General features: G+C 69.3%; 22 protein-coding genes. 15 read left to right on the top strand and 7 right to left on the bottom strand.

Translation table 11 applies throughout. From position 1 onward, the window contains the following. The first annotated feature begins 1 nt into the window (after position 1). The 4 genes from AK36_RS14690 to AK36_RS14675 are packed head-to-tail and all read left to right on the top strand — an operon-like array spanning position 2 to position 2,638. The gene (locus AK36_RS14690) at positions 2–943 is read left to right on the top strand and encodes a 2-hydroxyacid dehydrogenase (protein ID WP_045578719.1); all 942 of its coding nucleotides are present in this window, start codon (positions 2–4) and stop codon (positions 941–943) included. A 29-nt stretch (positions 944–972) separates the two neighbouring features. Beyond that, positions 973–1,905, top strand: a complete 933-nt coding sequence (locus AK36_RS14685) for a hydroxymethylglutaryl-CoA lyase (RefSeq protein ID WP_011886201.1) — start codon at positions 973–975, stop codon at positions 1,903–1,905. A gap of 23 nt (positions 1,906–1,928) precedes the next feature. Beyond that, positions 1,929–2,435, top strand: coding sequence for a YbaK/EbsC family protein (locus tag AK36_RS14680; RefSeq protein ID WP_011886202.1), 507 nt, complete (start codon positions 1,929–1,931; stop codon positions 2,433–2,435). Beyond that, positions 2,432–2,638: a DUF1289 domain-containing protein gene (locus AK36_RS14675; RefSeq protein WP_011886203.1), complete on the top strand. Its 207-nt coding sequence runs from the start codon at positions 2,432–2,434 to the stop codon at positions 2,636–2,638. Before AK36_RS14680 ends, AK36_RS14675 begins: the two co-directional genes overlap by 4 nt. A gap of 291 nt (positions 2,639–2,929) precedes the next feature. Here the strand turns inward: AK36_RS14675 and AK36_RS14670 are convergent, their stop codons facing one another. Then, the gene (locus AK36_RS14670; RefSeq protein WP_045578718.1) at positions 2,930–3,832 is read right to left on the bottom strand and encodes a DMT family transporter; all 903 of its coding nucleotides are present in this window, start codon (positions 3,830–3,832) and stop codon (positions 2,930–2,932) included. A gap of 112 nt (positions 3,833–3,944) precedes the next feature. Between AK36_RS14670 and AK36_RS14665 the strand changes: the two genes are divergently transcribed. Beyond that, positions 3,945–4,436, top strand: a complete 492-nt coding sequence (locus AK36_RS14665; protein WP_014723769.1) for an Lrp/AsnC family transcriptional regulator — start codon at positions 3,945–3,947, stop codon at positions 4,434–4,436. 102 nt (positions 4,437–4,538) lie between these two features. Here AK36_RS14665 and AK36_RS14660 read toward each other — a convergent pair whose 3' ends face one another. Continuing rightward, a complete protein-coding gene (locus AK36_RS14660) occupies positions 4,539–5,435 on the bottom strand; it encodes an alpha/beta fold hydrolase (protein ID WP_011886206.1) in 897 nt (298 codons plus the stop codon). A gap of 274 nt (positions 5,436–5,709) precedes the next feature. On the opposite strand from AK36_RS14660, the gene AK36_RS14655 reads away from it, so the two are divergent. Beyond that, positions 5,710–6,669 carry an NAD(P)H-dependent flavin oxidoreductase gene (locus tag AK36_RS14655; RefSeq protein ID WP_011886207.1) on the top strand — a complete coding sequence of 320 codons (960 nt, stop codon included), beginning with the start codon at positions 5,710–5,712 and terminating at the stop codon, positions 6,667–6,669. A gap of 215 nt (positions 6,670–6,884) precedes the next feature. Here the strand turns inward: AK36_RS14655 and AK36_RS14650 are convergent, their stop codons facing one another. From AK36_RS14650 to AK36_RS14640, 3 genes are all read right to left on the bottom strand, one after another. Next, entirely contained in the window at positions 6,885–7,844 is a 960-nt protein-coding gene (locus AK36_RS14650; RefSeq protein WP_011886208.1) for a LysR family transcriptional regulator, read from the bottom strand. 177 nt (positions 7,845–8,021) lie between these two features. Beyond that, the gene (locus tag AK36_RS14645; RefSeq protein WP_034192511.1) at positions 8,022–9,098 is read right to left on the bottom strand and encodes a porin; all 1,077 of its coding nucleotides are present in this window, start codon (positions 9,096–9,098) and stop codon (positions 8,022–8,024) included. A 340-nt stretch (positions 9,099–9,438) separates the two neighbouring features. Then, on the bottom strand, positions 9,439–9,942 hold the full coding sequence (locus tag AK36_RS14640) for a hypothetical protein (protein ID WP_034192510.1): 504 nt from the start codon (positions 9,940–9,942) through the stop codon (positions 9,439–9,441). Positions 9,943–10,297: 355 nt separating this feature from the next. Between AK36_RS14640 and AK36_RS14635 the strand changes: the two genes are divergently transcribed. The 6 genes from AK36_RS14635 (at position 10,298) to AK36_RS14610 (ending at position 17,423) form a co-directional block, all read left to right on the top strand. Continuing rightward, a complete protein-coding gene (locus AK36_RS14635; RefSeq protein ID WP_011886211.1) occupies positions 10,298–11,335 on the top strand; it encodes a bile acid:sodium symporter family protein in 1,038 nt (345 codons plus the stop codon). Between the two features lie 258 nt (positions 11,336–11,593). Next, entirely contained in the window at positions 11,594–13,435 is a 1,842-nt protein-coding gene (locus tag AK36_RS14630) for an EAL domain-containing protein (protein WP_045578717.1), read from the top strand. A 445-nt stretch (positions 13,436–13,880) separates the two neighbouring features. Further along, entirely contained in the window at positions 13,881–14,900 is a 1,020-nt protein-coding gene (locus tag AK36_RS14625; protein ID WP_045578716.1) for a LacI family DNA-binding transcriptional regulator, read from the top strand. Then, on the top strand, positions 14,897–16,177 hold the full coding sequence (locus AK36_RS14620) for an AGE family epimerase/isomerase (RefSeq protein WP_045578715.1): 1,281 nt from the start codon (positions 14,897–14,899) through the stop codon (positions 16,175–16,177). Before AK36_RS14625 ends, AK36_RS14620 begins: the two co-directional genes overlap by 4 nt. Beyond that, positions 16,174–17,082, top strand: a complete 909-nt coding sequence (locus tag AK36_RS14615) for a carbohydrate kinase family protein (RefSeq protein ID WP_014723776.1) — start codon at positions 16,174–16,176, stop codon at positions 17,080–17,082. The genes AK36_RS14620 and AK36_RS14615 overlap by 4 nt, the downstream gene beginning before the upstream one ends. Before the next feature lie 119 nt (positions 17,083–17,201). Then, on the top strand, positions 17,202–17,423 hold the full coding sequence (locus AK36_RS14610) for a hypothetical protein (protein ID WP_041493908.1): 222 nt from the start codon (positions 17,202–17,204) through the stop codon (positions 17,421–17,423). 133 nt (positions 17,424–17,556) lie between these two features. Here the strand turns inward: AK36_RS14610 and AK36_RS14605 are convergent, their stop codons facing one another. Both AK36_RS14605 and AK36_RS14600 read right to left on the bottom strand, forming a co-directional pair. Further along, complete coding sequence (locus tag AK36_RS14605) at positions 17,557–17,751, bottom strand: DUF2905 domain-containing protein (protein ID WP_011886217.1); 195 nt, start codon at positions 17,749–17,751, stop codon at positions 17,557–17,559. A gap of 12 nt (positions 17,752–17,763) precedes the next feature. Further along, positions 17,764–18,954 carry a class I SAM-dependent methyltransferase gene (locus AK36_RS14600; RefSeq protein WP_045578714.1) on the bottom strand — a complete coding sequence of 397 codons (1,191 nt, stop codon included), beginning with the start codon at positions 18,952–18,954 and terminating at the stop codon, positions 17,764–17,766. A 13-nt stretch (positions 18,955–18,967) separates the two neighbouring features. Here AK36_RS14600 and AK36_RS14595 point away from each other — a divergent pair, with 13 nt between their 5' ends. From AK36_RS14595 to ttcA, 3 genes are all read left to right on the top strand, one after another. Next, the gene (locus AK36_RS14595) at positions 18,968–19,711 is read left to right on the top strand and encodes an SDR family oxidoreductase (RefSeq protein WP_045578713.1); all 744 of its coding nucleotides are present in this window, start codon (positions 18,968–18,970) and stop codon (positions 19,709–19,711) included. Positions 19,712–19,790: 79 nt separating this feature from the next. Next, the gene (locus AK36_RS14590; RefSeq protein ID WP_034192505.1) at positions 19,791–20,195 is read left to right on the top strand and encodes a dihydroneopterin aldolase; all 405 of its coding nucleotides are present in this window, start codon (positions 19,791–19,793) and stop codon (positions 20,193–20,195) included. Next, a complete protein-coding gene (gene ttcA / locus AK36_RS14585; RefSeq protein ID WP_034192504.1) occupies positions 20,192–21,205 on the top strand; it encodes a tRNA 2-thiocytidine(32) synthetase TtcA in 1,014 nt (337 codons plus the stop codon). Before AK36_RS14590 ends, ttcA begins: the two co-directional genes overlap by 4 nt. Positions 21,206–21,215 lie beyond the last annotated feature (10 nt).

Here is a 21,215-nt window from a genome sequence, read left to right as displayed (position 1 = left end):
GATGAAGCTCCTGTTCTATACGCCGCACCAGGAAGCCGGCGCATGGCGCGACGCGCTCGCGCACGCGCTGCCCGACGCCGAGCTGCGCGAGTGGCAGCCGGGCGACACGGCCGCGGCCGACTACGCGCTCGTGTGGCGCGCGCCGCGCGCGCTGTTCGCGCCGCGCGAGCGGCTGCGCGCGATCTTCAATCTCGGCGCCGGCGTCGATGCGCTGCTCGCGCTCGAGCGCGCGCATCCCGGCACGCTGCCGCCCGACGTACCGCTCGTGCGGCTCGAAGATTCCGGCATGGCGCAGCAGATGATCGAATACGTGACGCACGCGGTGCTGCGCTACCTGCGTCGCTTCGACGAATACGACGCGCTGCAGCACGAGCGACGCTGGGAGGTGCTCGAGCCGCATCCGCGCGCGCGCTTCACGGTCGCGGTGCTGGGCCTCGGCGTGCTCGGCGCGCAGGTCGCGCAGGCGCTCGCCGCGCTCGGCCTGCCGGTGCGCGGCTACAGCCGCAGCCCGAAGCAGCTCGACGGCATCGCGACCTTCGCCGGCGAGCATGCCTTCGACGCGTGCATCGACGGCGCGAAGGTGCTCGTCAACCTGCTGCCGAGCACGCCGGACACCGACGCGATCCTGTCCGCGCGCACCTTCGCGCGGCTCGCGCCGGGCGCGTACCTGGTGAACGTCGCGCGCGGCGCGCATCTGGTCGAAGCCGACCTGCTCGACGCGCTCGCGAGCGGCCGCATCGCGGCCGCGACGCTCGACGTGTTCGAGCACGAGCCGCTGCCCGCCGACCATCCGTTCTGGCAGGCGCCGCGCATCACGATCACGCCGCACAGCGCCGCGCTGACGCTGCGCGACGAAGCCGTCGAGCAGATCGCGGGCAAGATCCGCGCGCTCGAGCGCGGCGAGCCGATCGGCGGCATCGTCGACCGCGCGCGCGGCTACTGAATTCGCACAACATGACACTGGAGACAACCATGACGTTCCCCACCGCCGTCAAGATCGTCGAAGTCGGCCCGCGCGACGGGCTGCAGAACGAGAAGGCCTTCGTGCCGACCGACGTGAAGATCGCGCTCGTCGACCGGCTGTCGCGCGCCGGCTTCCGCAACGTCGAGTCCGCATCGTTCGTGTCGCCGAAGTGGGTGCCGCAGATGGCCGACGGCGCCGACGTGATGGCCGGTATCGAGCGTCGCGCGGGCACCGTGTATTCCGTGCTCACGCCGAACCTGAAGGGCTTCGAGAACGCGCTCGCCGCGCGCGCCGACGAAGTGGTGATCTTCGGCGCGGCGAGCGAGGCGTTCTCGCAGCGCAATATCAACTGCAGCATCGCGGAAAGCATCGCGCGCTTCGAGCCGGTCGCGCAGGCGGCGAAGGACGCCGGCCTGCGGCTGCGCGGCAGCGTGTCCTGCGCGCTCGGCTGCCCGTACCAGGGCGACGTGCCGGTCGCCTCGGTGGTCGACGTGGTGGAGCGCTTCGCCGCGCTCGGCTGCGACGAGATCGACATCGCCGACACGATCGGCGTCGGCACGCCGAAGCGCACGCGCGAGGTGCTCGCGGCCGTCACGCGCGTGTTCCCGCGCGAGCGGCTGTCGGGTCACTTCCACGACACCTACGGCCAGGCGCTCGCGAACATCTATGCGGCGCTGTTCGAAGGCATCGAGATCTTCCACGCGTCGGTGGCCGGCCTCGGCGGCTGCCCGTACGCGAAGGGCGCGACCGGCAACGTCGCGACCGAAGACGTGCTGTACCTGATGCAGGGCCTCGGCATCGACACCGGCATCGACCTCGCGCAGGTGGTCGCCGCCGGCGACTTCATCTCCACCGCGATCGGCCGCGCGAACGCATCGCGCGCCGGTCGCGCACTGCTCGCCCGCGCGCAGAGCGCCGCCGACGCGCCGAGCTGCACCTGAGCCTCACACTTCCGGACTCACCCATGACGACACCCACTCCGTTCGACACCCTCCCCGATTCCGCGCGCCGCGTCGCGCTGCTGCTGCGCGAACGCGGGCATGCGAAAGACATCGTGATGCTCGCCGAAACCGGCAAGACCTCCGCCGAAGCCGCGGCCGGGCTCGGCTGCGCGGTCGCGCAGATCGCGAAGTCGATCCTGTTTCGCCGCGAATCGGACGGGCTGCCGGTGCTGGTCGTCGCGAGCGGCGCGAACCGCGTCGACGAGAAGAAGGTCGCGGCGCAGGTCGGCGCGGTCGGTCGCGCGGACGCGAAGTTCGTGCGCGACAACACCGGCTATGCGATCGGCGGCGTCTGTCCGATCGGCCATCTCGTCGAACCGGTCACGCTGATCGATGCGGATCTCCTCGCGCTCGACAGCCTGTGGGCGGCCGCCGGCCATCCGCACGCGGTGTTCAACCTGTCGCCGCAGGAACTCGTCGCGCTGACGGGCGCGCCGGTCGCCGACGTCGCGCTGCGCAACGACGCATGAGCGACACGCCGGTACCGGTCGGCACGGTGACCTCGCCGTGCACCGACGTCTGCAGGATCGATCCGCGCACCGACTGGTGCGCGGGCTGCCTGCGCACCCGCGACGAAATCAAGGGATGGCGCGCGTCGGACGACGACGCGCGACGCGCGCTGCTCGCGCGCCTCGATGCGCGCCGACGGCTGATCGCACGCAGCGGCGCATAAAAAAATGCCGTTCGGCCTGCGTGGCGAACGGCATGAGATCGGAATCCTGTGAACGTGATCAACGTCACAGCCCGCATCATACGAGCGACCGTGCTGCATCGCATCGGGTGTTTCCCTACAACTTCTTACAGTGGCGTGGGGGAGTGAGCGGGGGGCGCGGATCGGGCTTGGGGTTGGGGCTTGGGGTGTCGAACGGCGGGCATCGGGCGTTGGGCATCTGCCGTCGCCGGCAAGCCATTGCAGCAAATCCCGGCCGCGAGCCCTGACGGCAAGCCGGAGCGCGCGACCGTCTCAGTTGCCGGGCGCCGCGCGGCGCGCCGGCACGATGCGCCAGCCGAGGTTCACGCCGGCCGCCGCGACGAGGATCAGCAGCGCGCCGAGCGCCTGCGTCCACGCGAGCGTCTGCCCGTACGCGATGCGATCGACGATGATCGCGACGACCGGATAGACGAACGACAGCGCGCCCGTCATCGCGACCGGCAGCTTCTGGATCGCGCCGTACAACAGCACATACATCACACCCGTGTTCATCACGCCGAGCACGACGAGATCGAGCCACTGCGCGGCCGTCGCCGGCAACGTGCCGAACTGCGCGAACGGCGCGAGCAGCACGACGCCGAGGCCGACCTGCAGCAGCGCGAGCAGATGCGGTGGCGTGCCCTTCAGATGCTTCGTGACGATCGACGACAGCGCGTACAGGAACGCCGCGCCGAGCGACAGCGCGACGCCTTCGAGATATTCGCCGGGCACCGCGAGCACCGCCGGCTCGACGCGCACCACGCAGACGAGGCCGATGAACGCGACCGCGAGCCACGCGAGCGTCGACGCGCCGATCCGCTCGCGGAACACGATTGCGCCGAGCGCGACGAGCATGAACGGCTGCGTGTTGTAGACGGCGGTCGCCATCGAGATCGACGCGCGCGAATACGCGGCGAACAGCAGCAGCCAGTTCGCGACGATCGCGAGGCTGCCGAACGCCGCGAGCGCGAGCATGCGCGGCGAGAACAGCGCGCGGCGCAGCATCCCGAGCGCCGCGCAGACGATCGCGAGCGTCGCCGCGCCGAACACGCAGCGAAAGAACACGACGTTGGACAGCGGCTGCTGCGACGACATCACGAGCCAGCCGATCGTGCCGGACATCAGCATCGCGACCAGCATCTCGGCGGCGCCGCGGCGGATTTCGTTCGAGACCATCGTGGGCTCCGGTGGCGAGGGAAGATGACTTCGATTCTAGGAGCTTGCTTTCCGTGCATCCACGGCTAGACTGAAGCGAAACCGCCGATTCACCTTCGAAACCAAAGCGATCATGTCGAAACGCCTTTCACCGCCGGCCGCGGTATCGCTGGACGCGACCGACCGCGCGATCGTCGCCGCGCTCGCCGACGATGCGCGCATCGCGACCAGCGAACTGGCGCGGCAGATCGGGCTGTCGGCGCCCGCGACCGCCGATCGCGTGCGGCGGCTCGAAGCGCAGGGCGTGATCGCCGGCTTCACCGTCGAGCTCGATCCGCGCGCGCTCGGCTACACGCTGCAGGCGATCGTGCGCGTGAAGCCGTTGCCGGGACAACTGCATCTCGTCGAAGACGTGCTGCGGCGCATTCCTGAATTCGTCGAATGCGACAAGGTCACCGGCGAGGACTGCTTCATCTGCCGGCTGTACCTGCGCACGATCGAGCATCTCGACGACATCCTGTCGAAAGTGACGGAGCGCGCCGAAACGAGCACGGCGATCGTCAAATCGACGCCCGTGCCGCGCCGCCTGCCGCCGCTCGTCGACGACGACGCGGGGCGACGCTGACGGGCACTGAAAGCGACTACGTACCACTCGGCGCCACTCAGCGCCAGCGCGCGTGACCAATGCGAGCGCGCCGGGCGCGCATACTGCCGCTTGTACTGCCGCTCAAGCAGCCGCGTCGCGCGCGTCGAAGAACGCCAGCAGTTCGTCGATCAGCGCCGTGGGCGCTTCTTCCGGAATGTAGTGGCCGCAGTCGAGCGCGCGGCCGCTGACGTCGCGCGCGACGCGCCGCCATTCTTCCAGCGGATCGAAGCACCGTGCGACGGTCCCGTTCGCGCCCCACAGCACGCGCAGCGGGCACGCGACCTTGTTGCCGCGCTCGAGGTCAGCACGATCGTGTTCGAGATCGATCGTCGCCGAGGCGCGGTAGTCCTCGCACATCGCATGCACGGCGCCAGGCTGCGCGAGCGCCGCGCGATAGGCGTCGAGCGCCTGCGGCGCAAACGGCGCGAGTCCGGCCGAGCGATTGCCCATCACGCGCTCGATGTACGCGTCGGTGCGGCCTTCGATCAGCGTTTCGGGCAGCGGCTCCGGCTGGATCAGGAAGAACCAGTGGAAATACGCGGTCGCGAACGCGCGGTCGGTCTGCTCGTACATCGCGAGCGTCGGCGCGATGTCGAGCAGCATCATCCGCTCGACGGCCGCCGGATGATCGAGCGCGAGCCGATGCGCGACGCGCGCGCCGCGATCGTGTGCGCACACGTGAAATTGCGTGAAGCCGAAATGGCGCATCACCGCGAGCTGATCGGCGGCCATCGCGCGCTTCGAATACGGCGCATGCTGCGCATCGCTCGGCGGCTTGCCGGACGCGCCGTAGCCGCGCAAGTCGGTGGCGATCACCGTGAAATGACGAGCGAGCGTCGCGGCGACGCGATGCCAGATCATGTGGGTTTGCGGGTGACCGTGCAGCAGCAGAAGCGGCGGCCCCGCGCCTCCTTTGACACCGAAGATGTCGGTGTCCTGCACCGTCACGCGAAACGGTGCGAACGCGTCGAACGACATGGTTTGTTTCTCGTCGGTTTGTTATTGGCCGGTATTGTAGGAGGCTTGGCACATCGCTGCGCGCAATCAACAGCCGAATGCGTAGAGACAGAACACTCCCTCGATTGTCGGCACGCCGTGCGCTTTGCTAAGCTCGCGTAGAATCGCACGATCGTTCGTATCAATACGGACGCGCCGCTGCGCAGCTACACTCGAACTTTCGTTCGACTGCAAGCACCGATGCCGGCGTCGGCACGCACACGACCCGGCCGCCCTCGAGACTGGAGACAATCACATGGCATTGCCCGCTGTCCTGCAGAATCTGACGCTGCCCGTCATCGCGTCGCCGATGTTCATCGTCAGCTATCCCGAACTCGTGCTCGCGCAATGCAAGGCGGGGATCGTCGGATCGTTCCCCGCGCTCAATGCGCGCCCGGCGGAACTGCTCGACGAGTGGCTCACGCAGATCCAGTCGGCGCTGGCCGACCACAAGGCGCAGCACCCGGATGCGGTGATCGGCCCGATCGCGGTGAACCAGATCGTCCACCAGTCCAACGAACGGCTCGAGCACGACGTGCGCGTGTGCGTCGAACACAAGGTGCCGATCTTCATCACGAGCCTGCGCGCGCCGGCGCGCGAGATCGTCGACGCGGTACACAGCTACGGCGGCATCGTGCTGCACGACGTGATCAACCTGCGCCACGCGCAGAAGGCGCTGGAAGCAGGCGTCGACGGGCTGATTCTGGTCGCGGCCGGCGCCGGCGGCCATGCGGGCACGACGTCGCCGTTCGCGCTCGTCGGCGAAGTGCGCAGGATGTTCGACGGGCCGATCGTGCTGTCGGGTGCGATCGCGAACGGCGGCTCGATCCTCGCCGCGCAGGCGATGGGCGCGGATCTCGCGTACATGGGCACGCGCTTCATCGCGACGCAGGAAGCGCACGCGGTCGACGAGTACAAGCACGCGATCCTCAACGCGAAATCGTCGGACATCGTCTATACGAACCTGTTCACCGGCGTGCACGGCAACTACATCCGCGAGAGCATCGAGCGAGCCGGCCTCGATCCGGACGCGCTGCCGGAATCGGACAAGTCGAAGATGAATTTCGGCAACGACAAGGCCAAGGCGTGGAAGGACATCTGGGGCGCCGGCCAGGGCGTCGGCCTGATGGACGACCTGCCGAGCGTCGGCGAGCTCGTCGAGCGGCTGAAACGCGAGTACGACGACGCGAAGGCGCGGCTCGGCATCGCACGCTGACGGATACGCGCGGCGCGGGCGCCGCGTGTGCGTCGCGCGGAGGTCGCGCGGATGTCACGCAGACGTTGCGGGTGCGCCATCACGCGGACCACTGCAAGTCGCACGCACCGCGAGCGCGTCGCGTCACTGGCGTCAACCGCGCCGCAATAAAAAAAGCGCGAACCCAGTTACGGTTCGCGCTTTCTTCATCGACGCACGCTCGCGTGCAAACCCAGTCAAGCTCGCTTGATTCGCGTGATCGGCAGCACGCGCAGCCGCGCCTCGATCGACGGGCACAGCGACTGCCCTTCGAAGCGCGCGGCGAGGAAATCGACGAACGAGCGCACCTTCGCCGACACGTGACGGCGGCTCGCGTACACCGCATAGATCGGCGCCTCGTGCGGCGGCACCGCGTCGAGCAGCAGCGGCACGAGCCGGCCGGATTCGATGTCGTCGCCGACCACCTCGGTGCCCAGCAGCGCGATGCCCGCGCCCGCGAGCACGGCCGCGCGCAGCCCTTCGAGATGGTTCACGATCAGGTTGCCGTTCAGGTTCACGCGCGACGCGGCGGCCGCGTCGATCACCAGCGCATCGAGCGCCGAGGCGCTCGACTCGCGCCGCAGATAGTTGTGGTACGCGAGATCGGCGATCGTCTGCGGCGTGCCGCGCCGCTCCAGATAATCCGGCGACGCCACCAGCAGAATGTGCGCGGTCGCGATCTGCCGCGCGACCAGCGACGACGACTTCAACCCATTCGGCGCCGCGCGCACCGCGACGTCATAGCCTTCCTCGATCAGATCGACGACACGGTCGGACAGCGTCATGTCGACGGTCACGTCCGGGAACCGGCCCGCATAGTCGGTGACGGCCTGCATCACGTGCCGCAAGCCGAACGCCGACAGCGACGTCACGCGCAACCGCCCCTGCGGCACGACGCTCGCGGCGCCCACCGCCTGCCCTGCCTCGTCGAGTTCCGACAGCGCCTGCACGAGGCGCTCGTAGTATTCGCGTCCCGCCTCGGTCGGCGCGACGCGTCGTGTCGTACGATGCAGCAGCCGCGCGCCGAGCTGCTGCTCGAGATGCATCACGTGCTTGCTCGCCATCGCGGCCGACATCTGCATGCGCTCGGCCGCGCCCACGAAGCTGCCTACTTCGACGACGTACCGAAACACATTCATGCTGACGAGGGTATCCATCGAACTAGCCCGCAATTCCTAGGTAATCATGCAATTTGGCAATAGGGTAACAAAGGCGAGGAAACATAAAGGTCAACAAACGCAAAACGGCGCCGCGGTGAGCGGCGCCGTTCGTGGGCGGGCAGGCCGACATGCCGGCCGCGCGCGCAGCGTCTGCGCGCGCGGCGAATGCGCGAATCAGAACTTCGCGCGAATGCCGGCGCCGAACGTGTTGCCGTTCGACAGCCCGCTGATGTGGTCGTTCATGTACGCGGCGTAGACGTCGGTGCGCTTGGACAGCGGGTAATCGTAGCCGACGGCCCAGGTCTGGCGCGTCTGGTCGAGGCCGCCGGCGTCGCGCGAGTACGCGTACGACGCCATCGCGTTGCCGACGCCGAGCGGCACCGAGACGCCGCCCTGCGCGGTGTTCACGTGCCAGCTGCCGCTTGCCTGATCGTTCTTCGTATACATGTACTGGCCGAACAGCTTCACGTACTTCAGGTCGTAGGTCGCGCCGACGAGCCCGATGCCCTGGCTCTTCAGGCCGGTCACGAGCGAGCTGAGATCCTGCGGGCCGTTGTTGAAGTTCACGTACTGGTAGACGGCGGTCGCCGCGAACGGGCCGTTCGCGTAGTTGAACTGGGCGCTCCACTTCTTCGAGCGGTTGTCGCCGGCCGTGTTGCCGAGCGCATACATCGCCGCGAAATTCAGGCCGCCGAACGACGGCGACGTGTACGACAGCGCATTGTTCCAGCCCGAATCGCCGACCGCACCCTGGTCGCTCGGATAGGTCGGGAACGTGCCGAGGCCGAGGAACACGTGGTACACCATCGGCGAGAACGTGTACGAGTCGTAGAACGGGTTGAACAGGATCGTCGACAGGAACAGGTGCGTCGTCAGGCGCCCCGCCGTCACCGTGCCGTACGGCGAGCTGACGCCGACGTACGCGTTGCGGGCGAAGAACGTGTCGCCCTGGAAGCGGCCGAACTGGCCGTTCTGCGCCCGGAAGAAGCTCTCCACCGTGAAGATCGCCTTGTAGCCGCCGCCGAGATCCTCCGCGCCGTGCAGGCCCCAGTACGACGTCGACATCCCGCCGCCCGACACGTTCCATGCGCGATCGCTGCCCGGGAACTTGGTCGCGCCCACCCACTCGTCGACCTGACCATAGAGCGACACGCTCGACTGCGCATGGGCGGGTGCGGCGGCAGCGACACAGGCGGCCGCGGCGATCAGGTTGACGGACGTGCGCGACGCACGGCGAGCGAATGCTTTCATGGGATCTCCAGGTTTTGTCGATAGTCGATAAGCGGCGCGAGCGTTGTTTTTGGGGCCGAGTGCTTGCGTCGTGTGGGGCGCAGCCATCTTTACGGAAGATTTATCTGACCAAAATTGCGCGCACTTATTGCGGGTATAGCGGCGGCATTAACTTCTCGGCGCGAACATGCGCGGCGGCGCATCGCGGCAGCCCGGCGCGGGACGGACACGCGGCCGGCCGGCCGCGCGGCGCGCGTGCCGGGCGCGAAAGATAGCGCAATGCGTCGGGAAAATCAGCGGAAATGTGTGGGCGACTGTGGCGAATTCGCATCACAGCGCGGGGGACGAGCCCGCGGTGCGCTCAGTTTCGGTAGAACGGCGAGAAAAACGGCGAGCGGCCGGATTCTTCCTGCGCACGCGGCGGCGGCATCGGACGGCCGCCGCGCTCCTCGTTGTAGCGCGCGACGTCCGCGCGGATCGAGCCCGCGCGCAGCGGCACGTTGCCGCCGCCGGACGGATGCGGCACCTGGCGCGAATCGGCGCTGATCGGCCGGTACGGGTTCTGCGCGGCGTAGTGGCCATACGACGGCGTCGGCCGCAGCCCCCAGCGGGCGCCGTAGCCGTTCACGCCGCCGCTGCGCACGCCGCCGGCCGGCGCACCGCGACGCCATACCGGTACGCCCGCGGCCGGTTGGCCGTATGCGCGCGTGCCGGCGCCGAGGCCATGACCGAAGCCGTGACCGAAACCCTGGGCGCCGAAACCTGCGCCGCCGCGCGGCGGCTGGGCAAGCGCGAGCGGCACCAGCAGCGCGCAGAGCGCCCCTGCCACCCATCGTCCGATCTTCCGTTTCGCCCGTTCCGCCATCGCTCAGTGCCTGTTGCGGCCCGCAGCCGGACACTCCCCGGCCGACGCAAGCCTTTCAGCAGTAATTTATGGGTGGCCCGAAACGGTGTCGAGCCAAAAAGTGTTAGGTCGCCGGCATCGGTGTAACACCATGTTACTGCTAGGTTTTTTCACTTCCTGACGCGATCGTCGCAGAACATTCTTCGGTGGATTGGCGCAGATTTCGACCCGCCGCGACACCGGCTCCCGCGCAATGGAATCATCAATCGATTCCCACAATGAATTTGTGTATTGAATTCGCTGGCCGGACAATAGCGGCTTCGCGCGCGCGACACGCGCGCCTGCCCCCGCCGTTGTTTCCGACTCGAGTTTCACCATGGCCCGTCCACGCTTTCTTCCCGACAATTTCACGCTCGCGCTGGTCGGCACCGTCGTGCTGGCGAGCCTGCTGCCGTGCCACGGCGCGGCCGCGCATGCGTTCAACTGGGCGACCAACGTCGCGGTCGGCCTGCTGTTCTTCCTGCACGGCGCGAAGCTGTCGCGCGAAGCCGTCATCGCCGGCGCGACCCACTGGCGGCTGCATGCGGTCGTGCTGCTCAGCACCTTCGCGCTGTTTCCGCTGCTCGGCCTCGCGCTGAAACCCGTGCTGCAGCCGCTCGTCACGCCGACGCTCTACGCCGGCGTGCTGTTCCTCTGCACGCTGCCATCCACGGTGCAGTCGTCGATCGCGTTCACCTCGATCGCGAAGGGCAACGTGCCGGCCGCCGTGTGCGCGGCCTCGGCGTCGAGCCTGCTCGGGATCTTCGTGACGCCCGCGCTCGTCGGGCTGATGATCACGTCGCAGTCGGCCGCGGCCGCGTCGCCGTGGAGCACGGTCGGCAGCATCGTGATGCAGCTGCTCGTGCCGTTCATCGCGGGGCAGCTGCTGCGTCCGGTGATCGGCCGCTGGATCGACCGCAATCGCGGCGTGCTGCGCTTCGTCGATCAGGGCTCGATCCTGCTGGTCGTCTACGTCGCGTTCAGCGAGGCCGTGAACCAGGGGCTGTGGCATCAGATTCCGGCGCGCGCGCTGGGCGGCCTGCTGATCGTCAACATCGTGCTGCTGGCGATCGCGCTGCTGCTGACCACCTTCGTCGGCAAGCGGCTCGGCTTCAACCGCGCCGACCAGATCACGATCATCTTCTGCGGATCGAAGAAAAGCCTCGCAGCCGGCGTGCCGATGGCGAAGGTGATCTTCTCCGCGCAGGCGGTCGGCGCGATCGTGCTGCCGCTGATGCTGTTTCATCAGATCCAGCTGATGACATGCGCGGCCCTCGCGCAACGCTGGGGCGCGCGCGACACGAGCGGCGAAGATGGGGAACCGGTCGCCGCGAGCGCACGCGGCGGCCGCGGGCTGAACGCGGGCAGGCGCTGACGCGGGCGGGCGCAGTGGCGTAGCGGTAGGAGGCGGTTGGCTGGGTGCTTGCCGCGGGCGGGGTTCGCGGGCTGCGGCGTTGTGGGTTTTGCGGTCCCGGCTCGCTCTCGCTTGCGGCTGCTCGCCTGCGCGCCGTGCCCTCTTCGCCGCTCGCCGCACACCGATGCACCATCCACGTGCATCAGGTCACGAAATCTTCACTCAATTGTCCGCGCGAGTTGCCGTTAAAGTCTGGCGTACCCTCGCTTCAGCCCGCCCATGCCTCCGCCCTCTTCCGGCTCCGCTGCCGCCGTCACCACGCGCCTGATCGCGGAGCGCGCGCTCGCCGCCGTATTCCAGCCGATCGTCGATCTCGCGTCGGGCACCGTCGTCGGCTACGAAGGGCTGATCCGCGGCCCGCGCGGCACCGATCTCGAAGCGCCGAACGCGCTGTTCGCGCAGGCCGCCCGCGACGGCGCCACCATCGCGCTCGAACAGGCGGCCGCGCTCACCTGCATCGACGCGTTCGCGGCGCTCGGCTGCGACGGCAAGCTGTTCCTCAACTTCAGTGCGCGCACGATCGTGCAGCTCGCGCGTGAACGCGAGCGCGCGCGGCAGCTGCTCGCCCGCGCGGGCGTGTCCGCCGAGCGCATCGTGATCGAGCTCACCGAGCAGGCGACGATGCCCGACATCGCGCGCATCGGGCCGGCGGTCGAGACGCTGCGCGATGCGGGCATCCAGTTCGCGCTCGACGATTACGGCACCGCCAACGCGAGCATGAACCTGTGGCTGCGCCTGCATCCCGACGTCGTGAAGATCGACCGCTTCTTCATTCACGACATCGCGCGCGATCCGCTCAAGTTCGAGGCGGTCCGGGCGATGCAGCACTTCGCGCAAGCAAGCGGCGCGAAGCTGATCGCGGAAGGGATCGAGAACGAAAGCGACCTGACCGTCGTGCGCGACATCGGAATCTGCTGCGTGCAGGGCTTCCTGCTCGGCCGGCCGAGCGCGCGCCCGTCGGCGCTGCTCGCGCCGGCCGCCCGCGACGCGATTCATACGCCGCACATCGCGGTGTTTCCCGGCGCGACGCGCAGCGTGCGTCCAGCCGCGACGATTGCGGCGAAGATGCTGGTGCCCGCGCCGGCGCTGCCGCGCGACGCGACCAACAACGACGTGCTCGATCTGTTCAACCGGATGCCCGGCCTGCACGCGGTCGCGCTCGTCGAAGCCAGCCGGCCGGTCGCGCTGGTGAACCGGCACGGCTTCATCGACCGCTTCGCGCTGCCGTATCACCGCGAGGTGTTCGGCAAGAAGCCGTGTCTGCAGTTCGCGAACGATGCGCCGCTGATGATCGACAACGCGACGACGGTCGAGCAGCTCGCGATGCTGCTCGCGCGCCACGACCAGCGCTATCTGGCGGACGGCTTCGTGATCACCGAACACGGCCGCTACGTCGGGCTCGGCACCGGCGAGAGCCTGGTGCGCGCGGTGACCGAGATGCGCATCGAGGCCGCGCGCTACGCGAATCCGCTGACGTTCCTGCCGGGCAACATCCCGATCAGCGCGCATATCGACCGCCTGCTCGCGCGCGACGCCGGCTTCCACGCGTGCTACGTCGACCTGAACCAGTTCAAGCCGTTCAACGACCAGTACGGCTACTGGCAGGGCGACGAAGTGCTGAAGTTCGCCGCGACGGTGCTGGCCGGCGTGTGCGATCCGCAGCGCGACTTTCTCGGGCACGTCGGCGGCGACGATTTCCTGGTGCTGTTCCAGCGCGACGACTGGCAGGCGCGCGCGACCGAGGCGATCGCGCGCTTCAACGAAGGCGCGCTGCGCTTCTATACGCAGGCCGACCGGCTGGCGGGCGGGCTGCGCGGCGAGGACCGCCACGGCAACGCCGCGTTCTTTGGCTTCGTGACGATGGCGATCGGCGCGGTCGGCGTGCCGCCCGGCGCCAACGACGCGATGCGCTACGGCAGCGACGAGATCGCGTCGGTCGCCGCGCTCGCGAAGCGACGCGCGAAGCAGCAACCGGGCGGACTCGCGGTCGTCGACCTCGACGCCGGCCGCGCCGCGCTGCGCGAGCGCGGCGAGCCGCCGCGCGCCGCGGTGGCCTGCTGAACGACGGGCGGAGACCGGCGGGGCGGGCGGTTGGCGGGATCGGGTAGCCGGCGCGCGCTTCGTACGCTTGCGCTCGCTCTCGTTCGCTTCATTCGCCACGTCCGGCCCCGTCCGCTTCGTTCGCTTCGTTCGCCGCGTCCGCTTCGTTCGCCGCGTCCGCTTCGTTCGTCTCATTCGCCCGCGCTCGCCCCCGCCACCGCGCCGCGCCCCTTCTCTGGCCGCCGCTCCCATGAGCAACTTCACGCCGACCACCCGCGCACCGCAACACCGCCCCACACCAACCTTGCCTTTCCCGCGTTTTGTTTAGTATTTTTAGTTACGTCGTTTTCGCAGATTAGCACCTAAAAACCCGTTATTTCCGGGTATTCCCCGGTTATTCGGCCCGAATTGCGCCCGGATTTTTACTATACAATCGCCTTCATCCTAAACAAACCGGACCCGAACGATGGGCACCACCATTCGCGACGTGGCGCGGGCGGCAGAGGTCTCGATCGGCACCGTCTCGCGCGCGCTGAAAAACCAGCCCGGCCTGTCCGAGGCCACGCGCGCGCGCATCGTCGAAATCGCGCACCGGCTCGGCTACGACCAGGCGCAGTTGCGGCCGCGCATCCGCCGGCTCACCTTCCTGCTGCATCGCCAGCACAACCGCTTTCCCGCGAGCCCGTTCTTCTCGCACGTGCTGCACGGCGTCGAAGACGCCTGTCGCGAACGCGGCATCGTACCCACGCTGCTCACGGTCGGGCCGAACGACGACGTGCTGCGCCAGATGCGTCCGCACGCGCCCGACGCGATCGCGGTGGCCGGCTTCATCGAGCCCGAGACGATCGAGGCGCTCGCGGCGACCGGCCGGCCGCTCGTGCTGATCGACCTGTGGGCGCCCGGCCTGCGTTCGGTGAACATCGACAATGCGACCGGCGCCGCGCTCGCGATGCGCCACCTGCTCGCCACCGGCCGCTCGCGCATCGCGTTCATCGGCGGCTCGGCCGCGCACTACAGCATCGCGCAGCGCGCGATCGGCTATCGGCGCGCGTTCTTCGAGGCCGGCAAGCTGTTCGATCCCGCCTACGAATTGACGATCGACGCCGGCCTCGACCCCGACACCGGCGCCGCGCGCGCGATGGAGCAACTGCTCGACGCGCCCGGCCCGCGCCCCGACGCGGTGTTCGCGTACAACGACGCCGCCGCGCTCGCCGCGCAGCGCGTCTGCATCGCGCGCGGCCTGCGGATTCCGCAGGACATCGCGATCGTCGGCTTCGACGACATCCCGGCCGCCGCGCACGCGAACCCGCCGCTCACGACGCTCGCCGTCGACAAGGAAGCGCTCGGCCGCCGCGGCGTCGAACTGCTGCTCGCGGAAGCGCCCGAGCACACCGAGATCTCCCTGCCCGTCGAGCTGATCGTGCGGGCCAGCAGCCAGCCCGCCGGCTCACCGGCACTCGATACCGCCACGGTCCACGAATCATGAACATGCCTCCGGTCCAACCCACTCCGGCCGCGCCGGCCGGTCACGCGCAAGCGGCGCCGTTCGTCGCGAGCTTCCGCGATCCGTCGTTCCTGCTGTCGCACGTCGAGGACACGCTGCGCTTCTACGCGGCGAACGCGTTCGACCCGACGGGCGGCTTCCACCACTATTTCCGCGACGACGGCAGCATCTACAACCCCACGTCGCGGCATCTGGTGAGCAGCTGCCGGTTCGTCTACAACTACGCGATGGCTTTCCGGCATTTCGGCGACGCGCGCCACCTCGACTACGCGCGCCACGGCCTGCGCTTCCTGCGCGACGCGCACTGGGACGACGCGCTGCAGGGCTACGACTGGGAACTCGAGTGGCGCGACGGCCGCAAGCAGGCCACGCTCGACGCCACGCGCCACTGCTACGGGCTCGCGTTCGTGCTGCTCGCCGCCGCGCATGCGACGATGGCGGGCATCGACGAAGCCCGCGCGCTGATCGCATCGACCTTCGAGCTCGCCGAGCACCGCTTCTGGGACGCCGCCGCCGGCCTCTATGCCGACGACGCTACGCCGAACTGGCACGTATCGTCGTACCGCGGCCAGAACGCGAACATGCACATGACCGAAGCGCTGCTCGCCGCGTACGAGGCGACCGGCCATCTCACGTATCTGGATCGCGCGGAAAAGGTCGCGAGCCACATCACGCAGCGTCAGGCGGCGCTGTCGGGCGGCCTCGTGTGGGAGCACTTCCACGCGGACTGGTCGGTCGACTGGGACTACAACAAGGAAGACAGCTCGAACATCTTCCGGCCGTGGGGCTTCCAGCCCGGCCACCAGACCGAATGGGCGAAGCTGCTGCTGATCCTCGAACGCCACCGGCCGCTCGACTGGCTGGTGCCGCGCGCGACCGAGCTGTTCGACGCGGCGCTCGCGCACGCGTGGGACGCCGATCACGGCGGCCTCTGCTACGGCTTCGGCCCCGACTTCACGATCTGCGATCACAACAAGTATTTCTGGGTGCAGGCGGAGACCTTCGCGGCGGCCGCGATGCTCGGCGCGCGCACCGGCAGCGAGCGTTTCTGGGACTGGTACGACGAGATCTGGCGCTACAGCTGGGCGCACTTCGTCGATCACCGCTACGGCGCGTGGTACCGCATCCTCACCTGCGACAACCGCAAGTACAGCGACGAGAAGAGCCCGGCCGGCAAGACCGACTATCACACGATGGGCGCGTGCTACGACGTGCTCGCGACCCTGGCGCGCGCGGCGCGCAGCGAGACGACGCAATGAGCGGCGGCACCTTCCCGGCTTTCGTGTCGGCGGGCGACATCCTGACCGACATGGTGCGCGCAGGCGACGCGCAATGGACCTCGGTGCCGGGCGGCGCCGGCTGGAACGTGGCGCGCGCGGTCGCGCGGCTCGGCTTGCCGAGCGCGCTGGCCGGCGCGATCGGCGAGGACTGCTTCTCCGACGTGCTGTGGCGCGCGAGCGAGGCCGCCGGCCTCGACCTGCGGTTCCTGCAGCGCGTGCCGCGTGCGCCGCTGCTCGCGATCGTGCACGAGACGCGCCCGCCCGCATACTTCTTCATCGGCGACGCGAGCGCGGACCTCGCGTTCGATCCCGCGCGGCTGCCGCAGGGCTGGGCCGAGCACGTGAAGTGGGCGCACTTCGGCTGCATCAGCCTGGTGCGCGAGCCGCTCGCGAGCACGCTGGTCGCGCTGGCGGCGCAGCTGCACGCGCGCGGCGTGAAGATCAGCTTCGATCCGAACTACCGCAACCTGATGACGGCCGCGTATCGGCCGACGCTCGAGAAGATGGCCGGCCTCGCCGACCTGATCAAGGTGTCCGACGAGGACCTGCGCCACCTGTTCGGCGGCGACGGCCCCGATGCGATCGCCGCCGTGCGCGCGCTGAACCCGCGTGCGGCGGTGTTCGTCACGCGCGGCGCGCAAGCGGCCACGCTCTACGCCGGCGACGACGTGCTCGAGGCAAGCCCGCCGCGCGTCGAAGTGGTCGATACGGTCGGTGCGGGCGACGCGTCGATCGGCGGGATGCTGTTCAGCCTGATGGCCGCGCCGCAGCGTTCGTGGCGCGAGCACCTCGCATTCGCGCTCGCGGCCGGCGCGGCAGCGTGCCGGCATACGGGCGCCCACGCGCCGACGCTCGACGAGGTCGTGGCGCTGCTCGAACGATGACGCGTGACGGGGCGCGGACGGGGCACCGGCGACGCGTCGATCGGTCGCCGTTTCGCGGCGCTGTACATGCTGCGCCGCAGTGCTACGATGAGGCGTCCTACTGCGGGAGAGGCACGATGATGGACACGAACACGTTCACGAAAGGCATCTACACGGCCAAGGCGCATACGCACCACGCCGCCAACGGTCAGTTCCAGGGCTACGTGATCCTCGCCCGGGACGACGGCAGCGAGACCGAAAACATGCGCTACGACGTCCATACGACGAGCACGAGCGAGGAAGAGGCATTCGAGGAAGCGATCGCGCTCGCGCACCGGATCCTCGGCGAGATCGAGCTTTGAGGTGTGCGCTTTGATCCGCGAGCTTGAACCTCGAGTTTGAACCTCGAGCTTCGACTCACGCGCCGCAACCAACCCAACCGTCACGCGCGCGCCACGACTCCGGCCGTGGCGCGCCGCCGCCGTTGCGGGCCGCTCACAGTAGCCGCGCGACCATCGACAGAAGCATCGTCAGCACCAGCGTCGACATGAACGGGAACGGGTAGCGCCGGCCTCCCAGTGTGAGCGTGACGTCGCCCGGCAGGCGCCCGACGCCCAGCTTGCCGAGCCACGGCCAGCAACGCGTCAGGATCATCACCGCGACGAACGACGTCATCAGCCAGCGCAGCATCGCCGGCTCCCTTCAGAGCGCGTGCGAGCGGTCGCCGCGCGCAAACGCGTCGAGCGTGCCGTCGATGCCGCGCGAAAAGCCGATCACCTTGAACAGCTCGCCCATTTCCGCTTCCGAAATCAGCTTCTGCACCGCATTGGCGGCCGGCAGGAACGCGCGGATATCGGACGGATCGATAGCGGCCAGCGCGTCGGTGACGCCCGCGTTCAACAGAAAGCGCGCCTGCGACGTGTAGCCGAGCAGGTCCGCGCCGGTCGCGATGCCGGCTTCGTAGATGCCGGTGAATTCGACGTGCGCGGTGATGTCCTGCAGCCCCGGATACAGGAAGGGATCGTCGTGCGCGTGGTGGCGGTAGTGGCACATGAGCGTGCCGCGCTCGCGCTGCGGATGGTAGTACTCGTGCGCCGGAAAGCCGTAGTCGACCAGCAGCACCGCGCCGCGCGCGAGCATCGTGCACACGGTGCGCGTGAACGCGAGCGCGGCTTCGTGCGTCTCGGTCACGTAGCCGTCGCCGACGTCGAGCGTCGCGAGCACCGCCGGCACGCCGGCCGCGCCCGCCGGGCGGTCTTCGAACACGAACGCGTGCCGCGCGTCGAGCGCGACGCCGCGCTCCAGCCACGTGTCGCCCGCCTTCGCGAACAGGCGCACCGGCATCGCGTCGAGCACCTCGTTGCCGACCACGACGCCGTCGAAGCGCTCCGGCAGCGCGTCGAGCCAGCGCACCTTGCCGGCGAGCGCCGGCGCGGCGGCCGCGATCGTCTCGCGCTGCCGCTCGCGCAGCTCGCCGGACAGATCCACGATCAGGTATTCGTCGAGTTCGACGCCGAGCGCGTCGAGCGCCGCGAGCAGCCCGGCCGCGAGCTTGCCGGTGCCCGCGCCGAATTCCATCACGCGACGCGTGCCGCTCGCCGCGAGCGCGTCCGCGACCGGATTCGCGAGCGTCTGCGCGAACAGCGGCGACAGCTCGGGGGCCGTCACGAAGTCGCTGCCGTCGTCGGCGCGGCGGCCGAACTTGCGCGCGCCGCCGCTGTAATAGCCGAGGGCGGGCGCATACAGCGCGCGCTCCATGAAGCGATCGAACGGCAGCCAGCCGCCGGCCGCCGCGATCTCGGCGCGCAGTTGCGCGGCAAGGGTTTCGGACTGCGCGAGCGCGTCGGGGCCGGGAGCAGGTAAACTAGCGGGTTCGTGAGCTTTCGGGTTCATCCCGGCATTGTAAATGACCGTTTCAGCCGATACGTCGCCCCCGCGCATCGCGCTCGTCGCCGGCGCGCTCGGCAGCGCGGCCGACGCCGCCACGCTCGGCCGTGCGCTCGCGACGCAATTCGCGCAGCGCGGCTGGGACGTCGCGCTGCAGCGCAGCCCCGGCGCGCCGCGTGCGGCGGCCGACGCGCTGATCGCCGAAGTCGCCGCGCGCGGCCGCCGCGCGGTCGTGCTCGACGCCGATCTGGCGCGGGAGGCCGACGCCGGCGGGCTGGTCGCCGCGTGCGGCGCGGCGCTGGGCCGCCCGGCGTGCGCGGTGTTCGTCAGCGCGTGCGCGGGCGCCGACGACGCGCACACGGCCGACGGCGCGGCGCTGGCCGGCGCGCTCGCGCGCAACGTGACGGCCGCGCTCGCGCTGGCCCGCGCGCTCGCCGACACGACGCCCGACGCGGCGCGCGACGACGAGGCGCTGCGCGCGTGCGCGATCCACGTGCTCGATCAGGCACTGTTTCACCCGGCGCCCGCGCAGTTCTCGCATGCGCTGATGCAGGCCGCGCTGAACCGCGCGACCGCCGCGCTGGCGCTGTCGCTCGCGCCGAAGGTGCGGGTCGCGGCGCTGGTGCGCGGCCACGCGCCGCAGGCCGACGACATCGCCGCGGCCGCCTGCTATCTGGCGAGCGCGCCCGGCGTCACGGGCGCGACGCTGACCGTCGACGGCGGCGAGCACCTGGTGCCGCCGGACGCCGGCCCGAATGAATGAATCGCGCGCGAGCGCGCGGCCCGCGGGCCGCCGCCCGCGCCGCTTTGCGTGTGCGCACGCCAATTTGACTGGGACGACCATGTTTTCCGCTCTCCTGCACCCCCGCCTCGCGGACTGCCGCAGGCTCTACCTGCGCGACTACGAGGTGCACATCAACATCGGGGCCTTCGAACACGAGAAGCGCGGCGAGCAGCGCGTCGTCATCAACGTCGACCTGTTCGTGCCGCTCGCGCAGTCGACCCCGATCGACGACCGGCTGCATGAAGTCGTCGACTACGATCTGATGAAGCAAAGCGTCGCGCAATGTCTCGCGCGCGGCCACATCCATCTGCAGGAAACGCTGTGCGACGCGATCGCCGCGACCCTGCTGGCGCACGATGCCGTGCGCGCGGTACGCGTCTGTACCGAGAAACCGGACGCCTATCCGGACTGCGACGCCGTCGGCGTCGAAGTCTTTCGCATCAAGGACGAGGAGCGCGCATGAACGCCCCCCAAACGAACGACACGGCGGCCGACGGCGCCGCCACCGAAGCCATCGCCGCCGACTCCGGCCGCCGCGCGCTGACGCGCCGCGAGCAGAAGGAAGCGTACGAAAACAACAAGCTGTTCAAGCGGATCGCGCGCCAGGTCGGCCAGGCGATCGGCGATTACAACATGATCGAGGCCGGCGACAAGGTGATGGTCTGCCTGTCGGGCGGCAAGGACAGTTATGCGATGCTCGACGTGCTGCTGCGCCTGCGCGAGCGCGCGCCGATCGACTTCGACATCGTCGCGGTCAACCTCGACCAGAAGCAGCCGGGCTTCCCCGAGCACGTGCTGCCGGAATACCTGACGCAGATCGGCGTGCCGTTCCACATCGAGAACCAGGACACCTACAGCATCGTCAAGCGGCTCGTGCCGGAGGGCAAGACGACCTGCTCGCTGTGCTCGCGGCTGCGCCGCGGGATCCTGTACCGCGTGGCCGGCGAGCTCGGCGCGACCAAGATCGCGCTCGGCCATCACCGCGACGACATCCTGCAGACGCTGCTGCTGAACATGTTCTACGGCGGCAAGCTGAAGGGGATGCCGCCGAAGCTGCAGTCGGACGACGGCAGGAACGTCGTGATCCGCCCGCTCGCGTACGTGAAGGAAACCGATCTCGAGAAATACGCCGAGCTGCGCGAATTCCCGATCATCCCGTGCAACCTGTGCGGCAGCCAGCCGAACCTGAAGCGCGCGGAAATGAAGGCGCTGATCCGCGAATGGGACAAGCGCTTCCCGGGCCGCGTCGACAACATGTTCAGCGCGCTCGCCAACGTCGTGCCGTCGCACCTGATGGATACCGGCCTGTTCCCGTTCGCGTCGCTGCGCGCGACCGGCGTGGCCGATCCGCTGGGCGACATCGCGTTCGACGAGGAGCCGTGCGCGTCCGGCGATGCCGCGGGCGACGCGGCGGGCAACACGACGAGCGGCGCCGCGCGGCCGATCTCCATCGTCCAGTTCGACGACCTGTAAGCAGGGGCCG

It is taken from the genome of Burkholderia vietnamiensis LMG 10929 (assembly GCF_000959445.1).
In the GTDB taxonomy this organism is placed as follows: Bacteria; Pseudomonadota; Gammaproteobacteria; order Burkholderiales; family Burkholderiaceae; genus Burkholderia; species Burkholderia vietnamiensis.
The sequence above is the reverse complement of the archived record's forward strand: the minus strand, read 5'-3'. Positions and strand labels throughout refer to the sequence as shown.